This window comes from Peribacillus sp. FSL K6-1552 (genome assembly GCF_038005205.1).
Taxonomy (GTDB): domain Bacteria; phylum Bacillota; class Bacilli; order Bacillales; family DSM-1321; genus Peribacillus; species Peribacillus butanolivorans.
The window spans coordinates 2,137,467-2,159,018 of record NZ_JBBOST010000001.1 but is presented as its reverse complement, the minus strand read 5'-3'; the positions used below and the strand labels follow the sequence as shown (position 1 = coordinate 2,159,018).

At 35.4% G+C, this 21,552-nt stretch carries 21 protein-coding genes and 3 pseudogenes; 5 read left to right on the top strand and 19 right to left on the bottom strand.

The features are described from left to right. Positions 1 to 27: 27 nt before the first annotated feature. The 5 genes from sirA to yneA all read right to left on the bottom strand — a co-directional run bounded on the left by sirA (position 28) and on the right by yneA (position 4,287). Positions 28 to 468, bottom strand: a complete 441-nt coding sequence (gene sirA / locus NST21_RS10505; protein ID WP_053345514.1) for a sporulation inhibitor of replication protein SirA — start codon at positions 466 to 468, stop codon at positions 28 to 30. Between the two features lie 296 nt (positions 469 to 764). After that, entirely contained in the window at positions 765 to 2,768 is a 2,004-nt protein-coding gene (tkt, locus tag NST21_RS10500; protein ID WP_340889027.1) for a transketolase, read from the bottom strand. Positions 2,769 to 3,001: 233 nt separating this feature from the next. After that, on the bottom strand, positions 3,002 to 3,235 hold the full coding sequence (locus NST21_RS10495; RefSeq protein ID WP_053345512.1) for a DUF896 domain-containing protein: 234 nt from the start codon (positions 3,233 to 3,235) through the stop codon (positions 3,002 to 3,004). Positions 3,236 to 3,299: 64 nt separating this feature from the next. After that, positions 3,300 to 3,956 (bottom strand): YneB family resolvase-like protein, encoded by a 657-nt coding sequence (locus NST21_RS10490; RefSeq protein WP_340889025.1) that lies wholly within the window; start codon positions 3,954 to 3,956, stop codon positions 3,300 to 3,302. A gap of 19 nt (positions 3,957 to 3,975) precedes the next feature. After that, positions 3,976 to 4,287, bottom strand: coding sequence for a cell division suppressor protein YneA (gene yneA / locus NST21_RS10485; protein WP_340889024.1), 312 nt, complete (start codon positions 4,285 to 4,287; stop codon positions 3,976 to 3,978). A gap of 155 nt (positions 4,288 to 4,442) precedes the next feature. Between yneA and lexA the strand changes: the two genes are divergently transcribed. After that, positions 4,443 to 5,066 carry a transcriptional repressor LexA gene (lexA, locus tag NST21_RS10480; protein WP_053345509.1) on the top strand — a complete coding sequence of 208 codons (624 nt, stop codon included), beginning with the start codon at positions 4,443 to 4,445 and terminating at the stop codon, positions 5,064 to 5,066. Between the two features lie 836 nt (positions 5,067 to 5,902). Continuing rightward, positions 5,903 to 6,190 (top strand): hypothetical protein, encoded by a 288-nt coding sequence (locus tag NST21_RS10475; RefSeq protein ID WP_098174826.1) that lies wholly within the window; start codon positions 5,903 to 5,905, stop codon positions 6,188 to 6,190. Positions 6,191 to 6,448: 258 nt separating this feature from the next. On the opposite strand, the gene NST21_RS10470 is transcribed toward NST21_RS10475, so the two are convergent. Then, positions 6,449 to 7,981: an esterase/lipase family protein gene (locus NST21_RS10470; RefSeq protein WP_340892494.1), complete on the bottom strand. Its 1,533-nt coding sequence runs from the start codon at positions 7,979 to 7,981 to the stop codon at positions 6,449 to 6,451. Positions 7,982 to 8,632: 651 nt separating this feature from the next. Continuing rightward, a complete protein-coding gene (locus tag NST21_RS10465; RefSeq protein WP_340889022.1) occupies positions 8,633 to 9,094 on the bottom strand; it encodes an NUDIX hydrolase in 462 nt (153 codons plus the stop codon). Positions 9,095 to 10,147: 1,053 nt separating this feature from the next. On the opposite strand from NST21_RS10465, the gene NST21_RS10460 reads away from it, so the two are divergent. After that, complete coding sequence (locus tag NST21_RS10460) at positions 10,148 to 10,363, top strand: hypothetical protein (RefSeq protein WP_340889021.1); 216 nt, start codon at positions 10,148 to 10,150, stop codon at positions 10,361 to 10,363. Between the two features lie 306 nt (positions 10,364 to 10,669). Here the strand turns inward: NST21_RS10460 and NST21_RS10455 are convergent, their stop codons facing one another. The 6 genes from NST21_RS10455 to NST21_RS10430 form a co-directional block, all read right to left on the bottom strand. Beyond that, on the bottom strand, positions 10,670 to 11,008 hold the full coding sequence (locus NST21_RS10455) for a transposase (protein ID WP_340889020.1): 339 nt from the start codon (positions 11,006 to 11,008) through the stop codon (positions 10,670 to 10,672). 204 nt (positions 11,009 to 11,212) lie between these two features. Then, a complete protein-coding gene (locus NST21_RS10450; RefSeq protein WP_340889019.1) occupies positions 11,213 to 11,902 on the bottom strand; it encodes an IS110 family transposase in 690 nt (229 codons plus the stop codon). A gap of 98 nt (positions 11,903 to 12,000) precedes the next feature. Continuing rightward, complete coding sequence (locus NST21_RS10445; RefSeq protein WP_340889017.1) at positions 12,001 to 12,387, bottom strand: DUF192 domain-containing protein; 387 nt, start codon at positions 12,385 to 12,387, stop codon at positions 12,001 to 12,003. A gap of 564 nt (positions 12,388 to 12,951) precedes the next feature. Beyond that, the gene (locus NST21_RS10440) at positions 12,952 to 13,461 is read right to left on the bottom strand and encodes a hypothetical protein (protein ID WP_340889014.1); all 510 of its coding nucleotides are present in this window, start codon (positions 13,459 to 13,461) and stop codon (positions 12,952 to 12,954) included. A gap of 242 nt (positions 13,462 to 13,703) precedes the next feature. After that, the gene (locus NST21_RS10435; protein ID WP_223305321.1) at positions 13,704 to 13,928 is read right to left on the bottom strand and encodes a YqaI family protein; all 225 of its coding nucleotides are present in this window, start codon (positions 13,926 to 13,928) and stop codon (positions 13,704 to 13,706) included. Positions 13,929 to 14,154: 226 nt separating this feature from the next. Then, a complete protein-coding gene (locus NST21_RS10430; RefSeq protein ID WP_340889012.1) occupies positions 14,155 to 15,057 on the bottom strand; it encodes a GIY-YIG nuclease family protein in 903 nt (300 codons plus the stop codon). Positions 15,058 to 15,137: 80 nt separating this feature from the next. On the opposite strand from NST21_RS10430, the pseudogene NST21_RS10425 reads away from it, so the two are divergent. After that, positions 15,138 to 15,317: pseudogene (locus tag NST21_RS10425) on the top strand (transposase domain-containing protein); the annotation flags it as partial. A gap of 113 nt (positions 15,318 to 15,430) precedes the next feature. Here NST21_RS10425 and NST21_RS10420 read toward each other — a convergent pair. The 3 genes and pseudogenes from NST21_RS10420 to NST21_RS10410 all read right to left on the bottom strand — a co-directional run. Next, a complete protein-coding gene (locus NST21_RS10420; RefSeq protein WP_340889007.1) occupies positions 15,431 to 16,642 on the bottom strand; it encodes a Ger(x)C family spore germination protein in 1,212 nt (403 codons plus the stop codon). Positions 16,643 to 16,908: 266 nt separating this feature from the next. Next, positions 16,909 to 18,015: pseudogene (locus NST21_RS10415) on the bottom strand (GerAB/ArcD/ProY family transporter). Positions 18,016 to 18,208: 193 nt separating this feature from the next. Continuing rightward, positions 18,209 to 18,415 (bottom strand): annotated as a pseudogene (locus NST21_RS10410) (TIR domain-containing protein); the annotation flags it as partial. A 385-nt stretch (positions 18,416 to 18,800) separates the two neighbouring features. On the opposite strand from NST21_RS10410, the gene NST21_RS10405 reads away from it, so the two are divergent. Continuing rightward, entirely contained in the window at positions 18,801 to 18,902 is a 102-nt protein-coding gene (locus tag NST21_RS10405; RefSeq protein WP_309559666.1) for a YjcZ family sporulation protein, read from the top strand. Positions 18,903 to 19,134: 232 nt separating this feature from the next. On the opposite strand, the gene NST21_RS10400 is transcribed toward NST21_RS10405, so the two are convergent. From NST21_RS10400 to NST21_RS10390, 3 genes are all read right to left on the bottom strand, one after another. Continuing rightward, positions 19,135 to 19,554: a UPF0715 family protein gene (locus tag NST21_RS10400; protein ID WP_340889003.1), complete on the bottom strand. Its 420-nt coding sequence runs from the start codon at positions 19,552 to 19,554 to the stop codon at positions 19,135 to 19,137. 444 nt (positions 19,555 to 19,998) lie between these two features. Beyond that, complete coding sequence (locus NST21_RS10395) at positions 19,999 to 20,487, bottom strand: hypothetical protein (protein WP_340889002.1); 489 nt, start codon at positions 20,485 to 20,487, stop codon at positions 19,999 to 20,001. 162 nt (positions 20,488 to 20,649) lie between these two features. Next, positions 20,650 to 21,156 carry a GrpB family protein gene (locus tag NST21_RS10390; protein WP_340889001.1) on the bottom strand — a complete coding sequence of 169 codons (507 nt, stop codon included), beginning with the start codon at positions 21,154 to 21,156 and terminating at the stop codon, positions 20,650 to 20,652. Positions 21,157 to 21,552 lie beyond the last annotated feature (396 nt).

Below are 21,552 nucleotides of genomic sequence, written 5' to 3'. Positions count from 1 at the left end.
AATACCCGCTACTGAAAAGTCCCCCATTTAGACAAATTTTCTTTCTTTTATCGGTTTTAACCAACCATATTTTTCGTGTTCAAAATCAATGGCCAGAAAACTCGCTTCGTATTTGCGAATACATTCAAAGAACGCTGTCTCCGCTTCATAGTCTCCATCAGCTTTAAGGGTAATAGAATCATCATGGATGATTAATACTGCTTTGCTTGATCCACTCGTTTTTTCTAGATAGTATTTTCCATTCTGAGACCAAAAATTCATCTTTTTTTGCAAACGCTGTTCAATGGCTACCTGCAATTGGATAATAGGGACTGTCTTGGTGACAAATTCGATTTGTTTTTGCAAAATACTCTTCAGTCTGCCCCTTGCTTGAATATACTCCAAAAACAAATTGAAAAATAGCTTTTCTCTTCCATAATAATGATGGGCAAATTCATCTTCGATTAAAAAAATTTGATAGGTTCTCATTAGCCAATGCCTCCTAGCATTCCTATTTTGGAAACCAGAACATTTTTATTTTTCGATAACCCGCCATTATTTTCTATATTATAATGGCTACTCCCCTTTAATTGACATATTTAAACGAAAATTATTTATTCTCATTATATATTGACAAACCAACAAGATATGTTGTTTGCTGGAGAAATATTTTTCTTTTTTTGTCGAATAGAAGATTTACCGTAAATAATGGGCACTTTCAACATGATTTAAGAAGATTCGATAAAAAAACTGACACCAAACTAGTTTGGTGTCAGTTCCGAATTTTATTTAAGCATTTCTTTTACACGAGCAACTACATTTTCTACAGTGAATCCGAACTCTTGCATGATCTTACCACCTGGTGCAGAGGCACCGAAATGATTAATTGCCAAGATTTCGCCTTCATCGCCAGTATAACGATCCCAACCAAACGGTGAAGCCACTTCGATTGCTAGACGTTTCTTAACAGCCGGGTTGATTACACTTTGTTTATATTCTTTAGATTGAGTTTCGAAACGATCCCATGATGGCATGCTGATAACAGAAACTTCAATTCCTTCTGCTGCTAATGCTTTCTGTGCTTCAACAGCCAGGTTTACTTCAGAGCCAGTCGCAAGAAGTAATGCATCCGCTTCTTCTTTATTAGAAGCAGATATAATGTAAGCCCCTTTTGAAACACCTTCATAAGCAGTTTTAGAAGTGTTTTTTATCGTTGGCAATCCTTGACGTGTTAGAACAAGGGCAGTCGGTTTATTAGTTGACTCCATCGCCACTTTCCAAGCTGCTGCAGTTTCATTACCATCAGCCGGACGGATTACCCCAAGGTTCGGCATTGCCCGTAATGAAGCTAATTGTTCAATAGGCTCATGTGTTGGTCCGTCTTCCCCTACAGCAATACTGTCATGAGTAAATACATACGTAACAGGAAGACCCATCAACGCTGCCATACGTATAGCCGGGCGTAAATAATCAGAGAATACGAAGAAAGTTCCGCCATACACTTTTAAACCACCATGAAGGGTCATCCCATTCAAAGCTGCTCCCATAGCGAATTCACGAACACCGAACCAAATGTTACGTCCACTATAATTACCCGGTAATAGATCTGTCTCACCTTTAATGGCTGTATTATTAGATCCGGCTAAATCTGCTGAACCACCAATAAAGCTAGGAACCTTTTTGGCAATCGCATTTAGGACTTCTCCACTTGAAGCTCGGGAAGCTAATGTTTTTCCTTCTTCGTAGACCGGAATTTCCTGGTCCCACTCAAGAGGTAATTCACCTTTTATAGCCAGCTCTAATTGTTCAGCTAACTCAGGATGTGCTTCTTTGTAATTTTTAAACAGTTCGTTCCAAGCTTCTTCTTTTTTACTGCCTGCTTCGACGCAAGCTTCATTAAAGTGGGAGTACACTTCTTCAGGAACATAGAAATCCTCTTCAAATGTCCATTTGTATGCTTCCTTAGTCAGTTTCAACTCATCTGCACCAAGAGGCGCACCGTGAACAGCAGACTTACCAGAACGGTTTGGTGAACCATAACCGATTACGGTTTTCACTTCTATTAATGTTGGACGTGCATCGTCAGTCTTTGCTTCTTCAATTGCCTTCGCAATTTCCTGAAGATCGTTTCCATCTTCTACGCGCAGATATTGCCAGCCATACGATTTGAAACGGTTAGCTACACTTTCACTAAATGATTGGCTTAAATCGCCGTCAAGTGAAATATCGTTTGAATCATATAAAACAACAAGTCTTCCAAGCTGAAGATGTCCAGCTAATGAAGCGGCTTCTGCAGATACGCCTTCCATTAAATCTCCATCTCCACAAATGCTATATGTATAATGATCAACCACATTATAAGAATCACGGTTGTAACTTTCAGCCAAGTGACGTTCTGCCATCGCCATCCCTACTGCCATTGCAATCCCTTGTCCTAGTGGTCCTGTGGTCGCATCAACTCCAGCTGTATGACCGAACTCCGGATGTCCAGGAGTTTTGCTACCCCATTGGCGGAAATTCTTCAAATCATCGATGGATAAGCCATACCCTGACAAATGAAGAAGGCTGTATAACAGCATAGATCCATGACCAGCTGAAAGAACAAAACGGTCTCTATTAAACCAATCAGGGTTTTTAGGGTTATGATTCATATATTCAGTCCAAAGTTTATACGCCATCGGGGCTGCACCCATTGGCATTCCCGGATGACCAGAATTAGCCTTTTCAATTGCATCAATCGATAATGTACGAATTGTATTGATAGAAAGTGCATCTAATTTATCTAACATATTGTAAAACATCCCTTCCTGTAATGTACCTCTTTATATTATAGTGACCTGCTTAATATCACAACTAAAATCACTAAATCCTTCCCCAATATTTCAATTTTCTAGTAACTAGAGAAGTCCACTATTTAGGTTAAGCTAAAAAGGAGAATACATACATGAATGCATTCTCCTTTTAATTCTAAAGACCATAAGAAGGCCAGCCAATGAAAATTTCCATCAGATAGCCCCATTCATTAATGTAAGTTTCTTTTTTCCTTTATATTTTTAATCTTTTGAGGTGTGACATCATTTCCTTCCGGATCAACAACTTTCACATGTTCCAGCGTATCGGACATAGAACGTCTGAATGTTTCCAAGTACTCACTTCTCAATTGGGTTTGCTCTTTAGCCTCAACTTCTGTTAAGCCTTCTGCCTTAGCCTTTTTAGAAAGTTCATTAATACGGGCTAGTTTTTCTTTTGATAGCATAATTTCGCTCCTTCTAATGTACGGATATTGACATGGTATTAAAAAAAAAGCGAAATTACAAGTTCTATGATTGACTTTCAGGTGTAATCTGTTGATATTCAAGAAAGCGCCTGTGAACTGTAGCTTTGGATACATTATAGCCAAAGCCCCTTAACGTGGCTGCGATTTCTGCAAACGTCAATCCATTTACCCGAAGTTTAACAATTTCTTCAATAGGTATCTCCTTACGGTCTCTTCCAGTAGAATTCCTCTGGTTTTGAAGGTTTTTTTGAGGGCGATATCCCTTTTCCACTGCCCGTAACATCCCGCGTTTAATTTTTAAATTATGTAGTTTCCTTTGATATTCTTCTACAATGCCGACTATTTGGATAACCATAGCATCTGAATCCGATAGCTCAAGTTCCCCATCATGGGAAAGTGTATAGATTTTAACGCCTTCTTTAAAAACAACATGAAACAGAGCAATTTTTGCATTTCCTCTGCCTAGTCTCGTTTCGTCTTGAATTAATAGAACTTCAGCCTCTTTAGTTTTAAATAGATCCAGCATGTCAAAAATACCATCACGGTTTAATTCGTAACCGCTTGCTTGCTCTTTTATAATAGATACTACTTCCATATCCATTTTCTCAGCTAATTTGACTAATTCATCTTCCTGCCTAGCTAACGATGTTTCCTGCGACTCTTTTTCCGTACTTACTCTACAATAGATTACTGCTTTCATAATACCCTACCTTTACTACTTACTGCTGACTGGCCAAATTCTGAACAAGTTTTTCATTTTCAACCGGAATGACAATGACTTGACCAGGTTTTATTGAATCTGCACTGACTTCGTTGTGCTCTTCTATCCAACCAATGAATTCTTTTTTTGTCAAATCAGCTTCTTCATATTTTTCTGCAATCTCCCATAAGGTATCACCTTCATTTACTTCTATTGAAAGAAAATTATTTTTTTGATTTTTGTCTAATGTGCAGGAGAATAAAATAGAAAAGATAAATACTGATCCCGCTAATAGAATCGTATAAATATAATTTTTGTACAACTTTTTCATAAATATCCCTCCAAGGCGAATGTTCGTTCGTATCTTATACCCAGATTATAGTACGAACGTTTGTTTCAGTCAACAACAAAATTCGAACTTATGTTTGTATAGAAATAGGGGCCATGCTATAATAAAGCAAAGAACTTTGGAGAAGAGGTGCACATATGACTAAACTATCAAAACGGCAGCAAGATATTCTTGATTTCATTAAAGAAGAGGTTCGCCAAAAAGGGTATCCACCTTCCGTAAGAGAGATTGGCGAAGCAGTGGGACTTGCATCAAGTTCAACGGTACATGGACATTTATCTCGTTTGGAAAGTAAAGGACTAATCAGACGTGATCCTACTAAGCCGAGGGCCATTGAAATCTTAAACATAGAGGAAGCCAACACTATACCTAAGACTAATGTCGTTAACGTGCCGTTGCTTGGGAAAGTAACAGCAGGCATGCCGATAACCGCCATTGAGAACATAGAAGAATACTTCCCGCTTCCCGAAAGTATGGTTCCTCATGATGATCATGTATTCATGCTCGAAATCATGGGAGAAAGTATGATTGAAGCAGGAATTCATGATGGAGATTATGTCATCGTGAAACAACAGAGCAATGCCAATAATGGAGATATCGTAGTAGCCATGACTGAAGATGATGAAGCCACGGTAAAACGATTCTTTAAGGAACCGGATTACATACGGCTTCAGCCTGAAAATTCAAATATGGAACCAATTATTTTAAGAGGTGTCACGATACTTGGAAAAGTAATAGGCTTGTATAGACAAATACACTAAAAGCGCTAACTGCGCTTTTTTTTGTTTGTCTAATTTATGTCCCATATTCCTTCAATATGCATATGGAAGACTATGTTTTTGTGAATTTTTTATTTTTTAGTAGAAATCGTTTTTAATAGGAGTATCTACTTTTTCTCTTTAATCTATCAAGCGATCTTTGACTTCATATTTCAGTTAACTGTACCTATGTATTAAAAAGGCAAAATACCTCGTTTATACTTTCGATCTTTCAGTACGGATGAAAGTGCTTAAGGGAATTTTTTACTCATAAAACCAAATTAAAGAGAGAGTAACCAAATCTTGCTCCCTACTCATTTCTTTACTGCTCTCCTACTTCTGCTGTAGTTAAACGTTTAATATCTGTCCCGTAAAAGGTGTATCGGGCAATCTTAAAATCTATAAGAGTAAAGACAGTGAAAAAGGATGAGTTATGAGATAATTGATCGTTTTGTAGGTGAACGTAAACGGGGAAAGGAAAGACTGTCCAGAAACTCACTTCCGAAATATACTCAAGTCGGAGACGTATTGACTTTTGAAGGTATTACTATCGAGGTATCCTAGGAAGAACAATATAAATAAAGAAAAGAAAAGAAATGGATGGTTTTATGGAAGAACTTTGGGATAACTTACATCAAAAAAAACGTTGAATCCACCATTATGTAATGGATTCAACGTTTTTTATTTTGAACCATGAAAAACCCTTAAACCAAGTCAAATCAAGAGCATTTAAATATTCCTCTTAATCGGTCTAAATCTTAAGGTATAAATACTTTATTGATGGTAATAATTAATTAAATAAACCTTCCCTTACTTTCTCGTGAAAGTGGTGTTATTATTTGGATTTCCCAACCATCCATACAAACTTTTGGGATGCAGTAATAGCCATCCCAACTATCATAATCTTGACTCAAATTTTGAAGATCATGTTTCATATCCCTCCAAAATTCATACCTACAATTGCTATAGTTCTAGGTTTAATCATTTCCATTTTCATTAGCCATCGTCATCACTTTGTAGCAGGCATTTTCATGGGCTGGTTCTATGGTTACGCAAGCATAGGCAATTATGCTGCGCTCAAAACTGCCATTTTGTCATATAGAGACTCTAATCAAAATAAGGATTAAGTAAACAGCGGTTTGCAGTTTTTTCTGCAGATGCAAATATTCTTAAACCTTATTCTCCTCTTGAATTCAAGTTTAGCCTACATAGTTAATTTCTAAAAATACACACATCGAATTGTTTTATTAACAAATTTTCCTAAGTGGAAATCTTTAAATAAAATAAAGAGAGCCTTATTGCTTCTGCATAACGCTCTTCTCCCTGTATCCCCTAAACAAGATGCCCTCTCAATAAAGAGAAGGCTATTTCCTAATTTTTTTATTCTATTTTTCAATATAGACTGAGCGAATCAAAGTACGAGTTCTTTCAGTACCATCTATATTTTTTTCTTTTACATCAATCGTTATATTATAAACACCTGATTTAGGCACTTCTGGAAAGGCACCCGAAAAATTCTCTGTATCAATTTCCTTTATTGCGCTATTTTTAGCAATTTCATTTCCATCTTCATCAATAAGATGAACAGTAAAGGTGGTGCCAGTTGACTTATATTTATTTTTCATCGGAGTCTTTATTAAGAATTTTGCATCCTTTTGTTTTACTTTCCCGGACATACTCAATGTAATGGGATCCATTTCATTAAATTGTGCTGTTAACAGGAATGCATCTTTTGGTGACTTTGTCTTCATTCGTACCTTCCAGTTTCCAACTTCAAGGCTATTTCTTTTAAATGTTTGGATAGTTGCACCAGAAAAAAAGGATGATTTATTCTCAGTAGAGTTTACTTGTAAGGAGGGTAAATACGTTTGATCAGATGGAGAAATTAATTCCACCTCTACATCATCTGAGGCTGTGTATATCGTTACATTACCAGAGGTTGATTCATTAACATTGAAGGTTTGCTCGATCCAGGCATATTGTTGCAGCATTCCTCCATGAACTGTTTGAGAAATATCAGTTTTGATAATCTCATCTTGAACTTGTAGTGTTGACCTAGTATTTAAACTTGGAACTCCAGCAATTGAATCACTTCTTAAGTATGGTTCAATTCTTGAAAAGACAGCAGAACCTATGCGTATGTTGTCGTGATCTAAGTTTGGATCAGTAAATAAATGGGAAGCATAAGGTAATTTTGCACTCCATACATTTACTAGACCATCATTTTCTCCATAAGAAGATAAATATTGTCCTCCCATTGATAAAGCGGAAAGAGCTGGACCTCTATTCATTCCTGTAGCGGTGTAATACTTATTTTTTCGAGAGTTTACATGGTTATCTGTGACTGAACGAAATTCTGCCATTTTTCCTACTTGCAAAGAGTATGTTCCATCATCTTTTTGACCAAGCAACGAACCCAGCCAACCCGCATACCAGCTATAAGCTAAATCAGCTAAGTTAGAACCATGATGAGGAGAAGCCAGAGTGATAACCCTTCCGACATAAAGATGTGCTCCATAGTGAACAAGGGCTGCTTGAGTGTCTGGCCCTCCCTTACTATGAGCTATAATATTAACTTTTTTTCCCCCAAAATGGTTACTAATTTCAGCAAGTTTTGATGCTAATAGCCTACCATTAGTATATTGGCCTACTGAACCATTTCCAGCCGCATCATAGAGCTGAACAAAAACAGTTTGGTAACCCGCTTCATATGCTTTTGTATACATATCATTTACACCATGATATTCCGTTTCTCCGTACCAGCTAGTTGAACTACCATTTTTCCCTTGAACAAATACGATTGGTGGTTTATTTACATCTAGATTAGGCGGGATATCTCCTAGAAACCAATCCCCTGGTGTGAAAGTTTCAGATGGCGGCTTTAATTTTCCTGCCGAGGTAATGTCTGGCTTAACCATAACTAATATTGTTGAAATGAGGACAAGAAAAACGATATATTTAATTAAATTTCTTTTCAATTATTATCTCCTCCTCCTAAACCTTTTTTTGAATTTTCCGAATATCCAAAACCTCCTTTTTCCATTTTACAAGCCTTTATTAAGTCTATATTTGTGCTTTAGCAATCTATTACCTGCAATCTTTCTAAAAATGAGTGAAAAAAACTAGAGATATTTCAACAAGATAGAGATAAAGTATGACTAGTATATCTATATCCTATTAATAAACATAGGTCCATCTCATTCAAGAGGAACTCTCATAAGTAAAATCTGTAGCAGGTGCACTTCTGCTAATTTTTGGCTCAAAAAAAAGGTTTACAACATTTTTATCGGCATCAGGATGGGAAAACAAAAAGCCAACATTATAAAATGTCGACTCAATCAATACAACACTTAACATTAATCAGCTGTAAAGGTCGGAGGTTTTATTTCGGTGCTACTTATAGCCGCTTCTAAAAAATTCATTTCCGATTTGATAAGTGTATTTAATCTTACTTTTGTTACATGTTATAGAATTAATCAATACAACCCCACAATAAGAAAGCCAACAATGTTTATGCTGACTTAATCATTTTTCATATTAAACTTATCAAAGCTCTAGTTTAATGATAGCTAATTAGCCTCATGTATCATCTTACCATCCATATAGGTGAAGATATGAACCCCTTCATTTTCCAATAATACTGGCAGGTAGTGAGGTATTTTCTCTGGAATTCCAAGGTTTTGAGGGTCGAGTATCCAGTCAATTGACTTCCAATCTAAAATACCTTCTCGCATTTTCTTTGGTGTCTCATATACATGACCGCGATCTAACTCACCTAAAAAAACATGAAGCCCATCGATTACACCCTCTGAAGTTTCCCATGTTATTGTACCTTGTGAGAAAAAATCTTCTAAGTGTATACCAGTTTCTTCCTCTACTTCACGCAGAGCAGCTTCCTCTGGTGATTCTCCTCTTTCAATTTTCCCTCCCACCCCGTTCCAAACTCCCATAATTGGTGCTTTTTCTCTATTAAGCATGAGCAATTTACTCCCTTGCTTAATAAAACAAACTGTATATTTGAACGACCTCATAATCCAACACCTCTAATAGAATATATTACTTTAAATTATTAATTAGATTATTCTTAAATCACTGCATTATCAGCTTACTATCTTTCTTTGTGGCATCATCCCATTATCGAACAAAAAAGCCAACATTAATTAGATTGACCTATACTGATTCTTATTTTGTTCTTCTAGTTAGATCGTATATTTGCCTATTTTCAGAATAAGATTTCTTCATAAAAAAAGCCATTTGTTTTGTATTTCCCCCAAAGGCTTTTTTTCACAACTTCAACTTTTCTTTTGCTTAGGAGTAGTGAATTCCCGAAAGTATAGAAGTTTTCTATGATTTGTCGAATTGGTTTCCATACAAAGTATAGGGTGACAGCATTTCAAATTCTTCACTTCAAATATAGCACACAACTATTGAACAGAAGCAGATAGGAACAATAAGCAAAGAACCTGCGCTAGAGCATTTAACATTTTTATACTTTTTATGTACTTATTACCTTTTTCGATTGTTACTTTATTAGGTAAATATCTCCGCTGGACAGTTACAATTGCACATCCGAATGTATCCAAAAGATTAAAGTACAATTTCTTAGAGAAGATTATTAAATTGAAATTAGTGTATTATTATCGATGATTAGACATGAAATTCAGGATGATTTGCCTTTCTATAAGGAACAAGCCCTATCTCCTACAAAGGAAAGAGGGCTCAAATATTTTTATTAATCTTATTTGCAATTTCTTCGAATGCGCCACTGTCCAATTGCTCCTAGTCTTAGCGTACTATATAATTCATTTCATAGATTGTAATTAAATCCTTTCTTTTCAATAACTCATGTTGCCTTCCAAAAACAAATAGATTGTCTTTCTGGATCTTACTGAGGAGCCCTATTTTTTTCAAAGCTGAAAAATAACGAACTACAGGAATGCTAACCTGCCCCTTTCGTTGAAGAAGGAAAATCGTTTGACCCATAACTTTTATCTATAAAATTAGAGATTATCTAACACAGGGTGAGTTAAGGTGCATAAAATAGGATTGTGATATTTAACTATATTTTGAAAGGATGTAATATTGTGTATCCCCCTTACACTACCCCACACCATCTCAAACAAGAAACATTGTCACAGGTTGGACCATGGGTACAGTATGGTTTAAACGAAGCTCAAAAAACATCTATCCCTCATGCAATGATGGAAATTGCAGCTATTGCCTATCTGATGGGTAAAGGATATGATCCAAGGATGGCACATCAAATGGTCGAATCATGGGAATTTGATGAAATGTTTTAACTGCTGTAGCTTTGAAATAAAGATTGATCAAAAGGTCCTCTTGAACCCCCATATTAGCGTTAGCAAAAAGAATCCATTTTGAAAAAAGATTGATCAAAATGGATTCTTTTCTTGTGATTTAGTATACAGTTTTTATAAAATAGTTTGATTATTTTTAGTGATCCTTAATGAACTAACCAGCTAATAGGATGTCAATATCTTTCTCTAAAATTTTCATTTCCCTTATGATATACTATTTTTGGCCATGCCAAATAACCCTCCAAAATTCTTTTGGAAGGATTTTTCTCTGTTACACAATACCGTTAATCAGGCTAAATCTAGGAACGTTTCTTTTCTCTTTAATAAAGCGTAAATCCAGTGAAGCAACTTATTAATACAGGCAACGATTGACACTTTGGCAGATTTTCCTTCTGATTTTTTCTTATCATAGAATTCTTTAAGCTTTTTGTTCCTTGAACTTCTTATGCCGCATAGTACGGCAAGATACAGGGAATGACGTAGTCTGCTCGAACCTCTTTTAGTCATACGATTAATGGTTACCGTAAACTTACCCGATGAGTGAACACTTGGTTCTACTCCAGCGAAAGCAACCAGTTTTTTCGGATGATTAAACCTATCGATATCACCAATTTCAGAGATAATCATGGCTGCGATTTTTTCTCATATACCGGGAATCGATTGAATGATCTTATATTCTTCCATTTCATTTGCCAGGGCCACTATACGATTTTCCAAATCAGAAAGGTGTCTCTGGTAATGTAAAAGCAACTCAATATACATACGCAGATTAATTATGTGACTTTGATACATGCTTGTTCGAAATGGATTTCGTGATGCGGAATCCATTATTTATTTGGCTTTTTCCCATGCCCATTGACCAGATCGGCTAGGGCAGAACTCCATTACTCTCTCTGCTAGTTTACTTTCCCCGACTGTTAATACCGCCTCTGAAGTAGGGTATTCCTTTAACATCAATAATGAAACCTTTGAAAATAAATCGCCAAATACCTTTCGGTATTCAGGAAACACTTGATCTAAAATAGTATGAAACTGAAGTTTAGCTTCCACATACATATTCGTTACGATTTCCTGTTGTCTTGACAAATTCCGAAGGTCTAAAAGCTGAATACCTCTAATTTTATGAGGTTCAAAATCCTCTTTGTAATACAGCACACACAACTGATACGCATCGATTGCGTCTGTTTTTACCTTTCGTAAACTAGACTTCTTAGCCTGATAAGAAATAATGGGATTTAGTAAGATATATAGAATCTCTTGTTCCTCCAAGTATTTTGAATAACGGGAGAATGGTAATGTCCTGTAGCTTCTAAAATGATCATAGGCATTTTCCCTGTCACCTCTTCGATCTCTTCTAAAAAATCCTAAAAAATGATCTAATTCCTCTTTGATATGCTTCATTGAAAAGCTCTTCCCATACGGTTTAGATTGATCTAAAAATGCCTGAACTTGGCTCTCTCCTTTTGCCACATCCAGACCAACTACTGGATTCATAGTTTTTTCATGGTAGTTTAAGTACATTTCTTCACAATCTTTTCAGTAATATTAACATAAATATCCATTAAAAAATCACCTCACCTCTAAGAACTAGAGGTGAGGTGAGGTGAGGTGAGGTGAACTCAATCAAACATTACATAATCCCCTTCTTTGATTTGATTCTTTTCAAACCATCCAAGATTCACTTCAATTGCATAATGATAAGAAAGTTCTGGATCATAGGTAGGACATTTATCCTCTTTACAAGGCTCCATATCAAGTATTTTTAGAATTTCCCCATCTGAATCAAGAAAAGCAATAGATAAAGGAATTAATGTGTTTTTCATCCAAAAGCCACCATATATTTTTTCTAAAAACACAAATAACATCCCCTCATTTTCGGGTAATTTTCCAACAAACATTAAGCCCTTTTCTATTTTTCTTTGAGTATCTGCAACTTGAACGGTTAATCTAGTTTCCCTGTTTCCACTGAGTATTTTTATCATTTTTGTTTTTATTCTATTTTTCATGTTCACTCACCTTCGAGTATTATTATAAGATGGAAAGAAATTTGATGTCTTTTTAAAAGAAGTTCATGAGATTGAAATTTCCTTTTTTCGAAAAAACATCTTTTCCCCTAATAATAAAAAGGAAGAAAGCTGGAGATAAAACGAAAACCAGAAGAAAAAAATAACTAGGCAAGCTCCTTTTCACTTCTAATACTTATTCTGTGGTTTTAAATTTAATACTTTGTTTTCAATAATCACAGCAACAATATATAAAAAGATTTGTTCAACTAAACTGCCACGTTTGTTGCATAATAAAAAGGTTGCCGCAACAACCTAATTATTGAAGTAAAGCACCTGTTAGTTGAAGAAAGAAGATAAAATATTCAATGTTCAATAAGGAGGTAAGGAAATTGTTAAATCAAGATTTAGAGAAGATTTTAAGCAGATTTGAAGCACTCGAAACTAATGAGATTGAAATAACGTTTGAGGGTGAAAAAGAGGAAAAGATTTGATCATTTGACACGCTCAATACTGTCTTCACGCATCTGCTGCTGCTTTTCTAATAATCCTTCATTAGCCATATTTTCACTCCCATTCAGGTGGTCTAAGCAGATGACTGACCTGCTTTTGAAGTTTCTCTTCCTTGAATTTTTCAATACCCTTTTCACATATGTTGATAATTCTCTCTAAATAACTGGCATTGCGTACCGCATTTTCAAAATGAGCTGTACGATTTGGATCTTTTGATGTTCGATCTATAACATTCTTCCAATGAGTTTGCTCAGCTTTATAGTCGTCATAATACTCAAGTTTTGGCACAAACCAATCACAAGCATAACACTCAAAATGTACAGAAGTTCCCTTCGGATTGCATCCCGTTATATCACTGCAAATTCCAACCCCTTTCTTTCCATTTGCTTCCCACGTTAAATAGCGCCTTGAATCTTTTGAGAGCTGTTGTGTCGTTCGCTCGTCGAGATTTAAAATTTTCCCACGGAACGCAACTGGGCTTTCATTTGGATACCTCAGCCCTTCAATTTTTTGGTGAATTTCTTTGTGCTTTTCCACAAGTTGATGGGTGTAATACTTTGTCATTCCTTCATATTTGTCTTTCTATAAGGAACAAGCCCTATCTCCTACAAAGGAAAGAGGGCTCAAATATTTTTATTAATCTTATTTGCAATTTCTTCGAATGCGCCACTGTCCAATTGCTCCTAGTCTTAGTGTACTATATAATTCATTTCATAGATTGTAATTAAATCCTTTCTTTTCAATAACTCATGTTGCTTCCAAAAACAAATAGATTGTCTTTCTGGATTTGACCCAAGAGTCCTTTTTTAATCAGCAGTTTTAAATAAAAAACCGTAAACTTCACTAAGGTAACTATCTAGGTTTACTTTCAACACAACTTCACCTGTGGATGGATCCATTACAATTGAATCACCCAATAAAATTCCATGGCCATAATAATCAATGCCTGCATGTTCTGGTTGCGCTTTAAAGCTAAGAAAACCTATCTTTAGAGTCTGAGAAATTTTTGGATGTTTGATTTCTTTAGGCACTTAACTCGCCTCCTTTATACTCGTATTTCACACCAACAACAGGTAAATTAATTTCTGTGATAAGCTCCTCTTTTCTGTTGTCAAGTGTTTGTCTACGATTTGAAAACTAAACGAGATACTTTGCGCAAGAGTATCCTGGCCCTTACCACTTAAGGGGTACCCCAACAAAGCCAATAAATAAGTATATAAATGGGCAGTTACAGCTTTATGTGTGTATGGCTTAAACTTAGACATCTAAATTGTAGTTAAATATCTTCATAAAATCCTTATCTTTTTGATACTCATTATTTGTAAAGTAACGCAGTTCAGATTCAGAAAGTAAAAACCATTCTGAGGAGTGAAAAAGTGGATGACGTTGATGTTTAAACTTCCTTTTTAGATAGGACTCTAAGTTTAGGGCATTTAGACTTTCGATAATTTTAATTTCACCAAAATCATTCGTAAAAAATTTATGATCATACATTCCCTTCGCTTCACAATATCGTTGAGATAAATTATTTGTTGATATTCCTACTTTAATAGTTTTATTTTCAAGACTGCCGTACACATATAAAAAATGATACATTCCATATGTTTTCATTAACTGAAAATTATACTCTACTTTATTGTAAGATTTTAAAAAAGCATAGTTTTCACCTGGGAAAATACGATTTATAATAAATTTTTCAAAATTAATATATTTTTGTTTAGCCAATAATGTCATTTCGTTGTGAAATTTTTCAAATGTATAATTTCTTGCAATCTTTTTCTTCTCTTTCATAATTTGAAACAGAGAATCTACCACTACTACTCTTTGAGTGTATTTTTCAAATCGTTTATAAAGACTAATATAACTTAATTCTTTCAAAAGCAACTCAACATGTTGCACATCTTTCAAATCAACTTCTTTAGATTCCCACCTAATGAAACCCAAATAGAACCATTCCCATTTATTAAGAAAATCATCAATTTTAAGAAGTAAGTCTCTTGCATCTGAATCCACTTTTAAATTATTCCTATAAAAATAATCCTCATACTCGGCTAATTTCTCTTTAATTTGATTAATGAGTTTAATCCTTCTGACTTTTTGGTTGCCCATCAATAACAGTCTTTTGATAAAAGAAGCTACTGTTTCTAAAAGTGATAACATGTGTTCTCTGTCTTTATTAGTAAACCCTTCTTTTCTTAAGCTATAGTAGTTTACTAATTTAGCGGTGCCAAAGGAAGCCCATTATGTACAGTCTGGTTGAAACGGCAAAAGAGAATGGACTGAGCCCCTACCATTATCTTCGGTACTTGTTTGAGAGTAAGCCCAATATCGATCTATCGAGCAAAGAAGAAGTCGAACGCATTCTGCCATGGTCACAGGACCTGCCATCCATATGTAGGGTGCCTAGCCCTAATAAATGAAAGAATAAAAATAGACCTAAAAAATCAATTTTATGACATCTTTAGGTCTATTTGTCGTTTACTTTTAAAGGGATATCATTAAACACAATTTACCCCCATTTCTTGAAGACCGATTACTCTATCTCTTCTAAAAAGGAATTACCAACCGTACCTACGTTTCGGATTTTTCCTTGTACCTTTATATTCACAGGCACGTGCTCAAAATTTTTATCCCAATCTTTTTTGAGTTTTTTCCAGGCTTCAGGATCAGCTCGATGAATCGCCTCACCAAATCCAAAAATGTCTACTTTATCATTTTCCTGTACCTGTTTTATTGAATTTATGAAAAGTTTCTTCGATTCTTTTTCAAAAATTTTCTCTAATTTTTCTATCGTTTTTGTTTTTGTTAAATCGATAGGACATTCTACTTCACCTAAATTACCTTCCACACGAATATTTAGATCTATCTCAGGTTTTCCATTCTTTATCTTACCCTTCATTTCCGTGTTTGAGCTTTTCACTTCATACACAGCTATTCCGCCTTTAGGGCACGTTATATTCACAACTGTACTTTTCTCCTTGTTTGTAATGACGTTATACGTTCCGCTTTGTTTCTCATTTAGCCAGCCAACTAATTTATCATCATTAAATACTGCTAATTCTTGTAACTTCAAACTAGCAGGGGGATCAATCATTTCTACATTCTGTTTGCTTAAAGAAGTTTCTTCATCACCTTTTATATCTGTTTGGATTCCTGTTAACACCGGCTGTTTTCCTTCACTTACTATATCCGCAATCAGATCGTCTAGCTGAACGAAACTTGTCGCTGCCCATGCAGTGTCTGAAACTTTCAGGGCATCAAATATCTGATTTGCAGGTATTTTTTCAAAAGACGTGGGCACCTTCAGTATCTCTTCTGCTTTCATTCCCTTAGCTACGACGATATAAAAATCGGATCGCAGTTCCCAATCCCTTGAGAGAAGATCTAACGGTTTACCAATTCCTTTTTTCGCTAATGACTCACCAATCACGAGGATTCGAAGATGTGAGGGATATATTTTTCTTGGGGATTCCTTTGTCATTTTGCGGATAGCCTCAAATACAGTTTTCCCTTTCGCCTGATAGATAATTGTCGGTGATCCACCGGAACCTCCACCGTCTTTTACCGTAGGTAATTCTCCTGGATTTACCACTTGGGTGGTTACTAGATATTGACCATCCTTTGTACTATCTAGCCCTATGGCCAGCGTAATAGCCAGTTCATTTAATTCACGACGGTTCCAGCAACCCGTAGTGAATAACAGGAATACGATTAGCATGATAAATATGGTAAAGCTCCGTTTCATAGACGAGACTCCTTTCACTCTATTTATATATAGGGGTTCAGACGGGATACGTTTAAAGGGTCATAGCGATACAATATTTACTAATTTTTGTTTAATCAGATTTTCCCCAGAAACGACCATTGGAGGGGATTTTCCTATTGTTCGAATTTGATTGTTAGAATGAATGCTTTTAGCCCCTAAGCCCTTCCTATCCAAAATCCAATAAAAAAATGAAAGACGTTAATGATCTATACTCTGAAAATCGGGAGTAATCAATGGAATGTTTTTTATTTTTGATGTATTTTTTTTCGGATTGCATTGACTGCTAATAAGAGTAATGGAAGAACAAGTCCGTACGTTGAAACGTATAGCGGCCAAATTTCTTTATCAAATGTGCCTACATAGACAGTATTAGGATGTGCAATCAAGGAAAACGAAATCACGATCATCCCTAAAGGTAGCGTAAGTGGCCGATAATCTTTCATATTCAATGTTTGTGCAAGACCGATAACGGACGCGTAAAAGTAAAAAGCCGTTTTAAAATAAATCGTGATAATCCACATGAGAGCCATTATTGCTTCAATCCTTCATCATGATCGCTTTAACTATTCTTGTTTTAGGCGCAGATAGTAGTGCCAGACAAACGTATCCAAGTTATCTTGTGGCCAGAAAACTAAACGTTGGCGATTTTCTTCAAGTAAACAGATTCCGCCGATTAGTATTCCAATAAAAAAGTTTTTTTCAGCTGCTTTTGGTTGATTCACTGAAACAGGAAAAACCATTAATAAAACAATCGATGGTAAAGAAAAAATACTTGTAAAAAGAAAAACAGCATGAATCATCGGTTTTATTCCTGTTTCAAATACGGGTTGTATATTTTCAAACTTAAATTGAACAGGAGGTAAAAATACTGAGGCCACTAGAACTATGAATAAAAAAACAAAGATAGGAAATAACAATTCTGCAGATCGAGCCAACGGTTCAAGACCAAGGCGAATTCCCATAATTAAGATGCATGCGAAAAGAATATAGATCGCTTCAATTGGTGTATCAGGCATAATCTCCGTAGTTAAGAAACTCCCAACAAAAAACAATAGTGTTGCAGTGGAGTTAAGTGAAAAGAAAATAAACGTAAGGGAAACTGCCTTACCTAACCATTTGCCGAGAAGTGTTTCATTGATTTCAACGAGTGTCATAGTGGGGAACATCCTGCCTATAGCGATATATAAAGCCACTAGCAATAAGCCTATGCCTATACCGATTACAGCTGCAATCCAAGCATCTTGTTTTACCTCTTGAGCCAGACTTTTAGGAATCACTAAGATGGTCGTACCTATAGAAAATAAAATAACTAATATTGTAAATTGCCGAGCACTAATTTTGAAATTTTCCACTATATCTCTACTTCCCATCGCTGGTTATATTCCTATTGTTACCTTTGTATTGTTAGAATAAACTCTTGCTTTATAGAAAGCTTTGATATATCAACGCTTTCAAAGATAAGAAAGAAAAGGAACAAAAAGACAATGTAGACGTGAATAAAGCATGATTAAAAAGAAGCAAGTTAAAACTTGCTTCTTTTTTGTTTTATAGTTTATTCAAATCGATGTCATATCCTCCTTCTTTCATTTCTTTAGCCACCGTATTCATCCAAGCATCGTGTGGATCCATTGTTACATAAACAACTCCTGCTATATCGTTAGGAGATTCCACATCATCTTTAATTAGTGCACATACGTTACTTCTCCCGATTTTCCCCATCAAAAAACCATGTTCAAACACTACATTTTGACGAGCACATTTATTCTTCCGTACCTATAAAATTTCATTCAGGACGTTCGTAAAAGTATATGGAAATTTAGAGACGTTCGTAAAGTGTTTTCGCGCTTTAACGAACGCAAATAACGGCTGTTTTGAGAAGAAACTCTACCGTTCACAAAAGTCTACTTTTTCGAACGGTAGCAACAATGCTATATCGCCCATTTCTGAAATTTTATACGCTAAGAGAGTTCCAACCTGAAAATGTCGATCTCCTCTACGTTAAGGAATCGACTTTTTTTACTTCTTCTTATAGAACTAACCCACCCGACTATTGTGTCATTTTCCTAATTAGAGCATAAGGTAATATAACCCATTTAATTAAGTTCCTCCTTAAAAACAAATAAGGAGAGGTTTCAGTATGGACGGTATTGGATTTGGTGGAGGTTTCGCCTTTATAGTCGTTTTGTTTATACTCTTAATCATTGTTGGAGCTAGCTTTGTTGGTGGAGGCTGCTGCTAAAAATAGGATGAAAAAAGCCGACCTTTATTGGTCGGCTTCTTACCGCAAAACGCGAAAAACTATGATAATACATTTTATGAAAAAATAAAGCCCCGAATTTCCTTCGCTTAGGATCTTCAAGGATCTCATATCTTATGCAACTAACGCAGCCGTTAGTGCCTTAAGAAAAAGGCTGCCATAGCAACCCCTGTTATTGAAGTAAAGCACCCGTTAGCTGAAGAACTAGGAAATTTCAGTTTTTCTTTTGTAAGAAGACAGAATCCCAAAACCAATAAATAGCAGCTGCTGCAAAACTTAAACCGTAATATAGTACGGTTTTAACTAAATATGTAGGTTCAACTCTAAATAACATTACATTAAACAAAAATACTGCTACAAAAGAAAGTACAGTGTAAATTAAAAGATAAAACACATTAAATTTTCTCGGGCGTTTATTAAATATAATTTGTAATGGTACTGCAAAAAGTAAATAAGGTATAACAACAGAAAAAGAATAAATAATAACAGGCAATAACCGCAACCAAGAAGGTTCTCCACTAAAAACAATTATAACAACAGAAAAAGAGATACAAGACAAGAATAGACTAAAAAAATAATAAGGTATTTCATCGCTAATTTTCGATACTTTTTCGCTTAATTTCCAAAGCTCCAATTTTGCTCAACCTTCCTAAATACCATGTGAATTTATTCCATCATAATATCATTTCTTCAACTATTCTGCCCCTTTAGTTCCATAAGACTTATTGTAGAGGTGACATATAATGTGACATAAAAAAAGACGGTTTTACCGTCTAATAGATTGCACTAGTTTTCTTAGTAAAAACAAAACTAATATTGCGAAAAGAGAAGTTAGAATTAATCCTGGAATATTTATAGTAGTTAACAAATTCACACCGCCCAATTAATATCATTAACTAAATTTTAGGTGTTGATACAAAAATAGTCAATAATCAAGGTTCGAATAAGTTACGCTTCTAGAACTATCCTGCCCCGATAGTTGCATAAAGAAAAAGCTGCCTTAAAGACAGCTCCGATCATCAGCTAACGCACCCGTTAGTTGAATAACTTTCATATAAATCTCACTGAAATTGTGGTACTAATGTAAATAAGGAGAATTAAAATTCTCAACAAATAATCCAGAAGCTCCAACTTTTTTACAGGCATTAGGACAATCCTTATTTGCTCCAATGTACATATAGTAATCGTATCCGAAATGAACAAAAAAATCATTTTTGTAACTTAACTTACACCAAATAACATTCCTTAAAGATAACTTTGCCAACTCATTGATTTCTTGAGTCGTTACACCTTTACCCACCCACATTTTTGATAAAAAGCCAGAAGCATTTTGATTCGTAACCTCGTCAGACCACATCTCTAAAGCATTTAAATAAACCTTATTTAAACCCATCTCATCCATAAAAGTAGTGATTGCGTTTATGTAATTTGATTCTGTTCTTAAATAATCTTCTTCGCTTACTTTAGTTCCTACCTCTGAAAAACAAGTCCATTCCTTGCCATCAAGATAAGAGCCTCTTTCATCTCTGTTTTTAGGATTATATTTTGTTATCCTCCAAGAAAACAATTGGTTTCACACCTACTTTTTTATCTTTATTATAAGGGTATTGTATAGATTATGAGATAATTTCCTCTTAAACTAACCTGCCCCGATAGTTCCATAAGAAAAAGCCGCCTTAAAGACAGCTCCGATCTTAATCTAACGAACCCGTTTGTTGAATAACAGTATTTAAATTTTTTCTAAGATAAACTTAACAAAATCAGATTTTTCATCTGTATATTTATGTTTATTATTTTCATTTGCTACTGATAGTTTCTGTTTAAGCTCTTCATATTCAATTCTTGCTTCATCATTACTTCTTAAATAATCTCTAAATTTCAACAGTTCGATTAGATATTTACTTCCACTTTGGAACATGTGGATTTGATGTGTTCTTGGTTCACCCTTACTAAAATAATGCCTATCAGGCAAAATGTTGGTTCCTCGATATGAGTAACCAAGGCTTTCTAAATGTGAGAAACAATACTGACCATCGCTAAATTTATTTATTTCAACGGCAATATCAATAATCGGCTTTGCACTCAGATAATTTACCGCGGTACTTCCAATATGGTGAACATCCACAATATACTTACTGATTTTCTTCTGAATTGTCTCTTTTTCTATTAAAAATTCTTCTTCCCATTCTTCTGTCCAAGGGGTTAAAAAAACTTCACCTTTTGGTAACCCTAACATTTCATCACCTCGATTAACTGATTTGTGTATTTTATCTATTTTATTATATCTTTATAATTGTCAATATTTCCTTATTCAACTTACCTGCCCCGTTAGTGCCATAAGAAAAAGGCTGCCGCAGCAACCCCTGTTATTGAAGTAAAGCACCCGTTAGCCAACCATGCAGCGCACGACCAGCGCTGCACCACAGAGAATGAAAATGGTGGAAAACCGTCCATACTGATTCTATGGCTGGGTGAGGAAGGTCGATGAACTATGGTGCCATTAGAGCCCATCCGTTAGTCTGACTCCAACGACCTCGGTGCATCACAGACTGTCGCTCCCTTACGGGAAGCACTCATGGTAGATTAATCCTATTCTGGTTTTTGCACCAGCCTCTAATTTTTTCGCCATAGG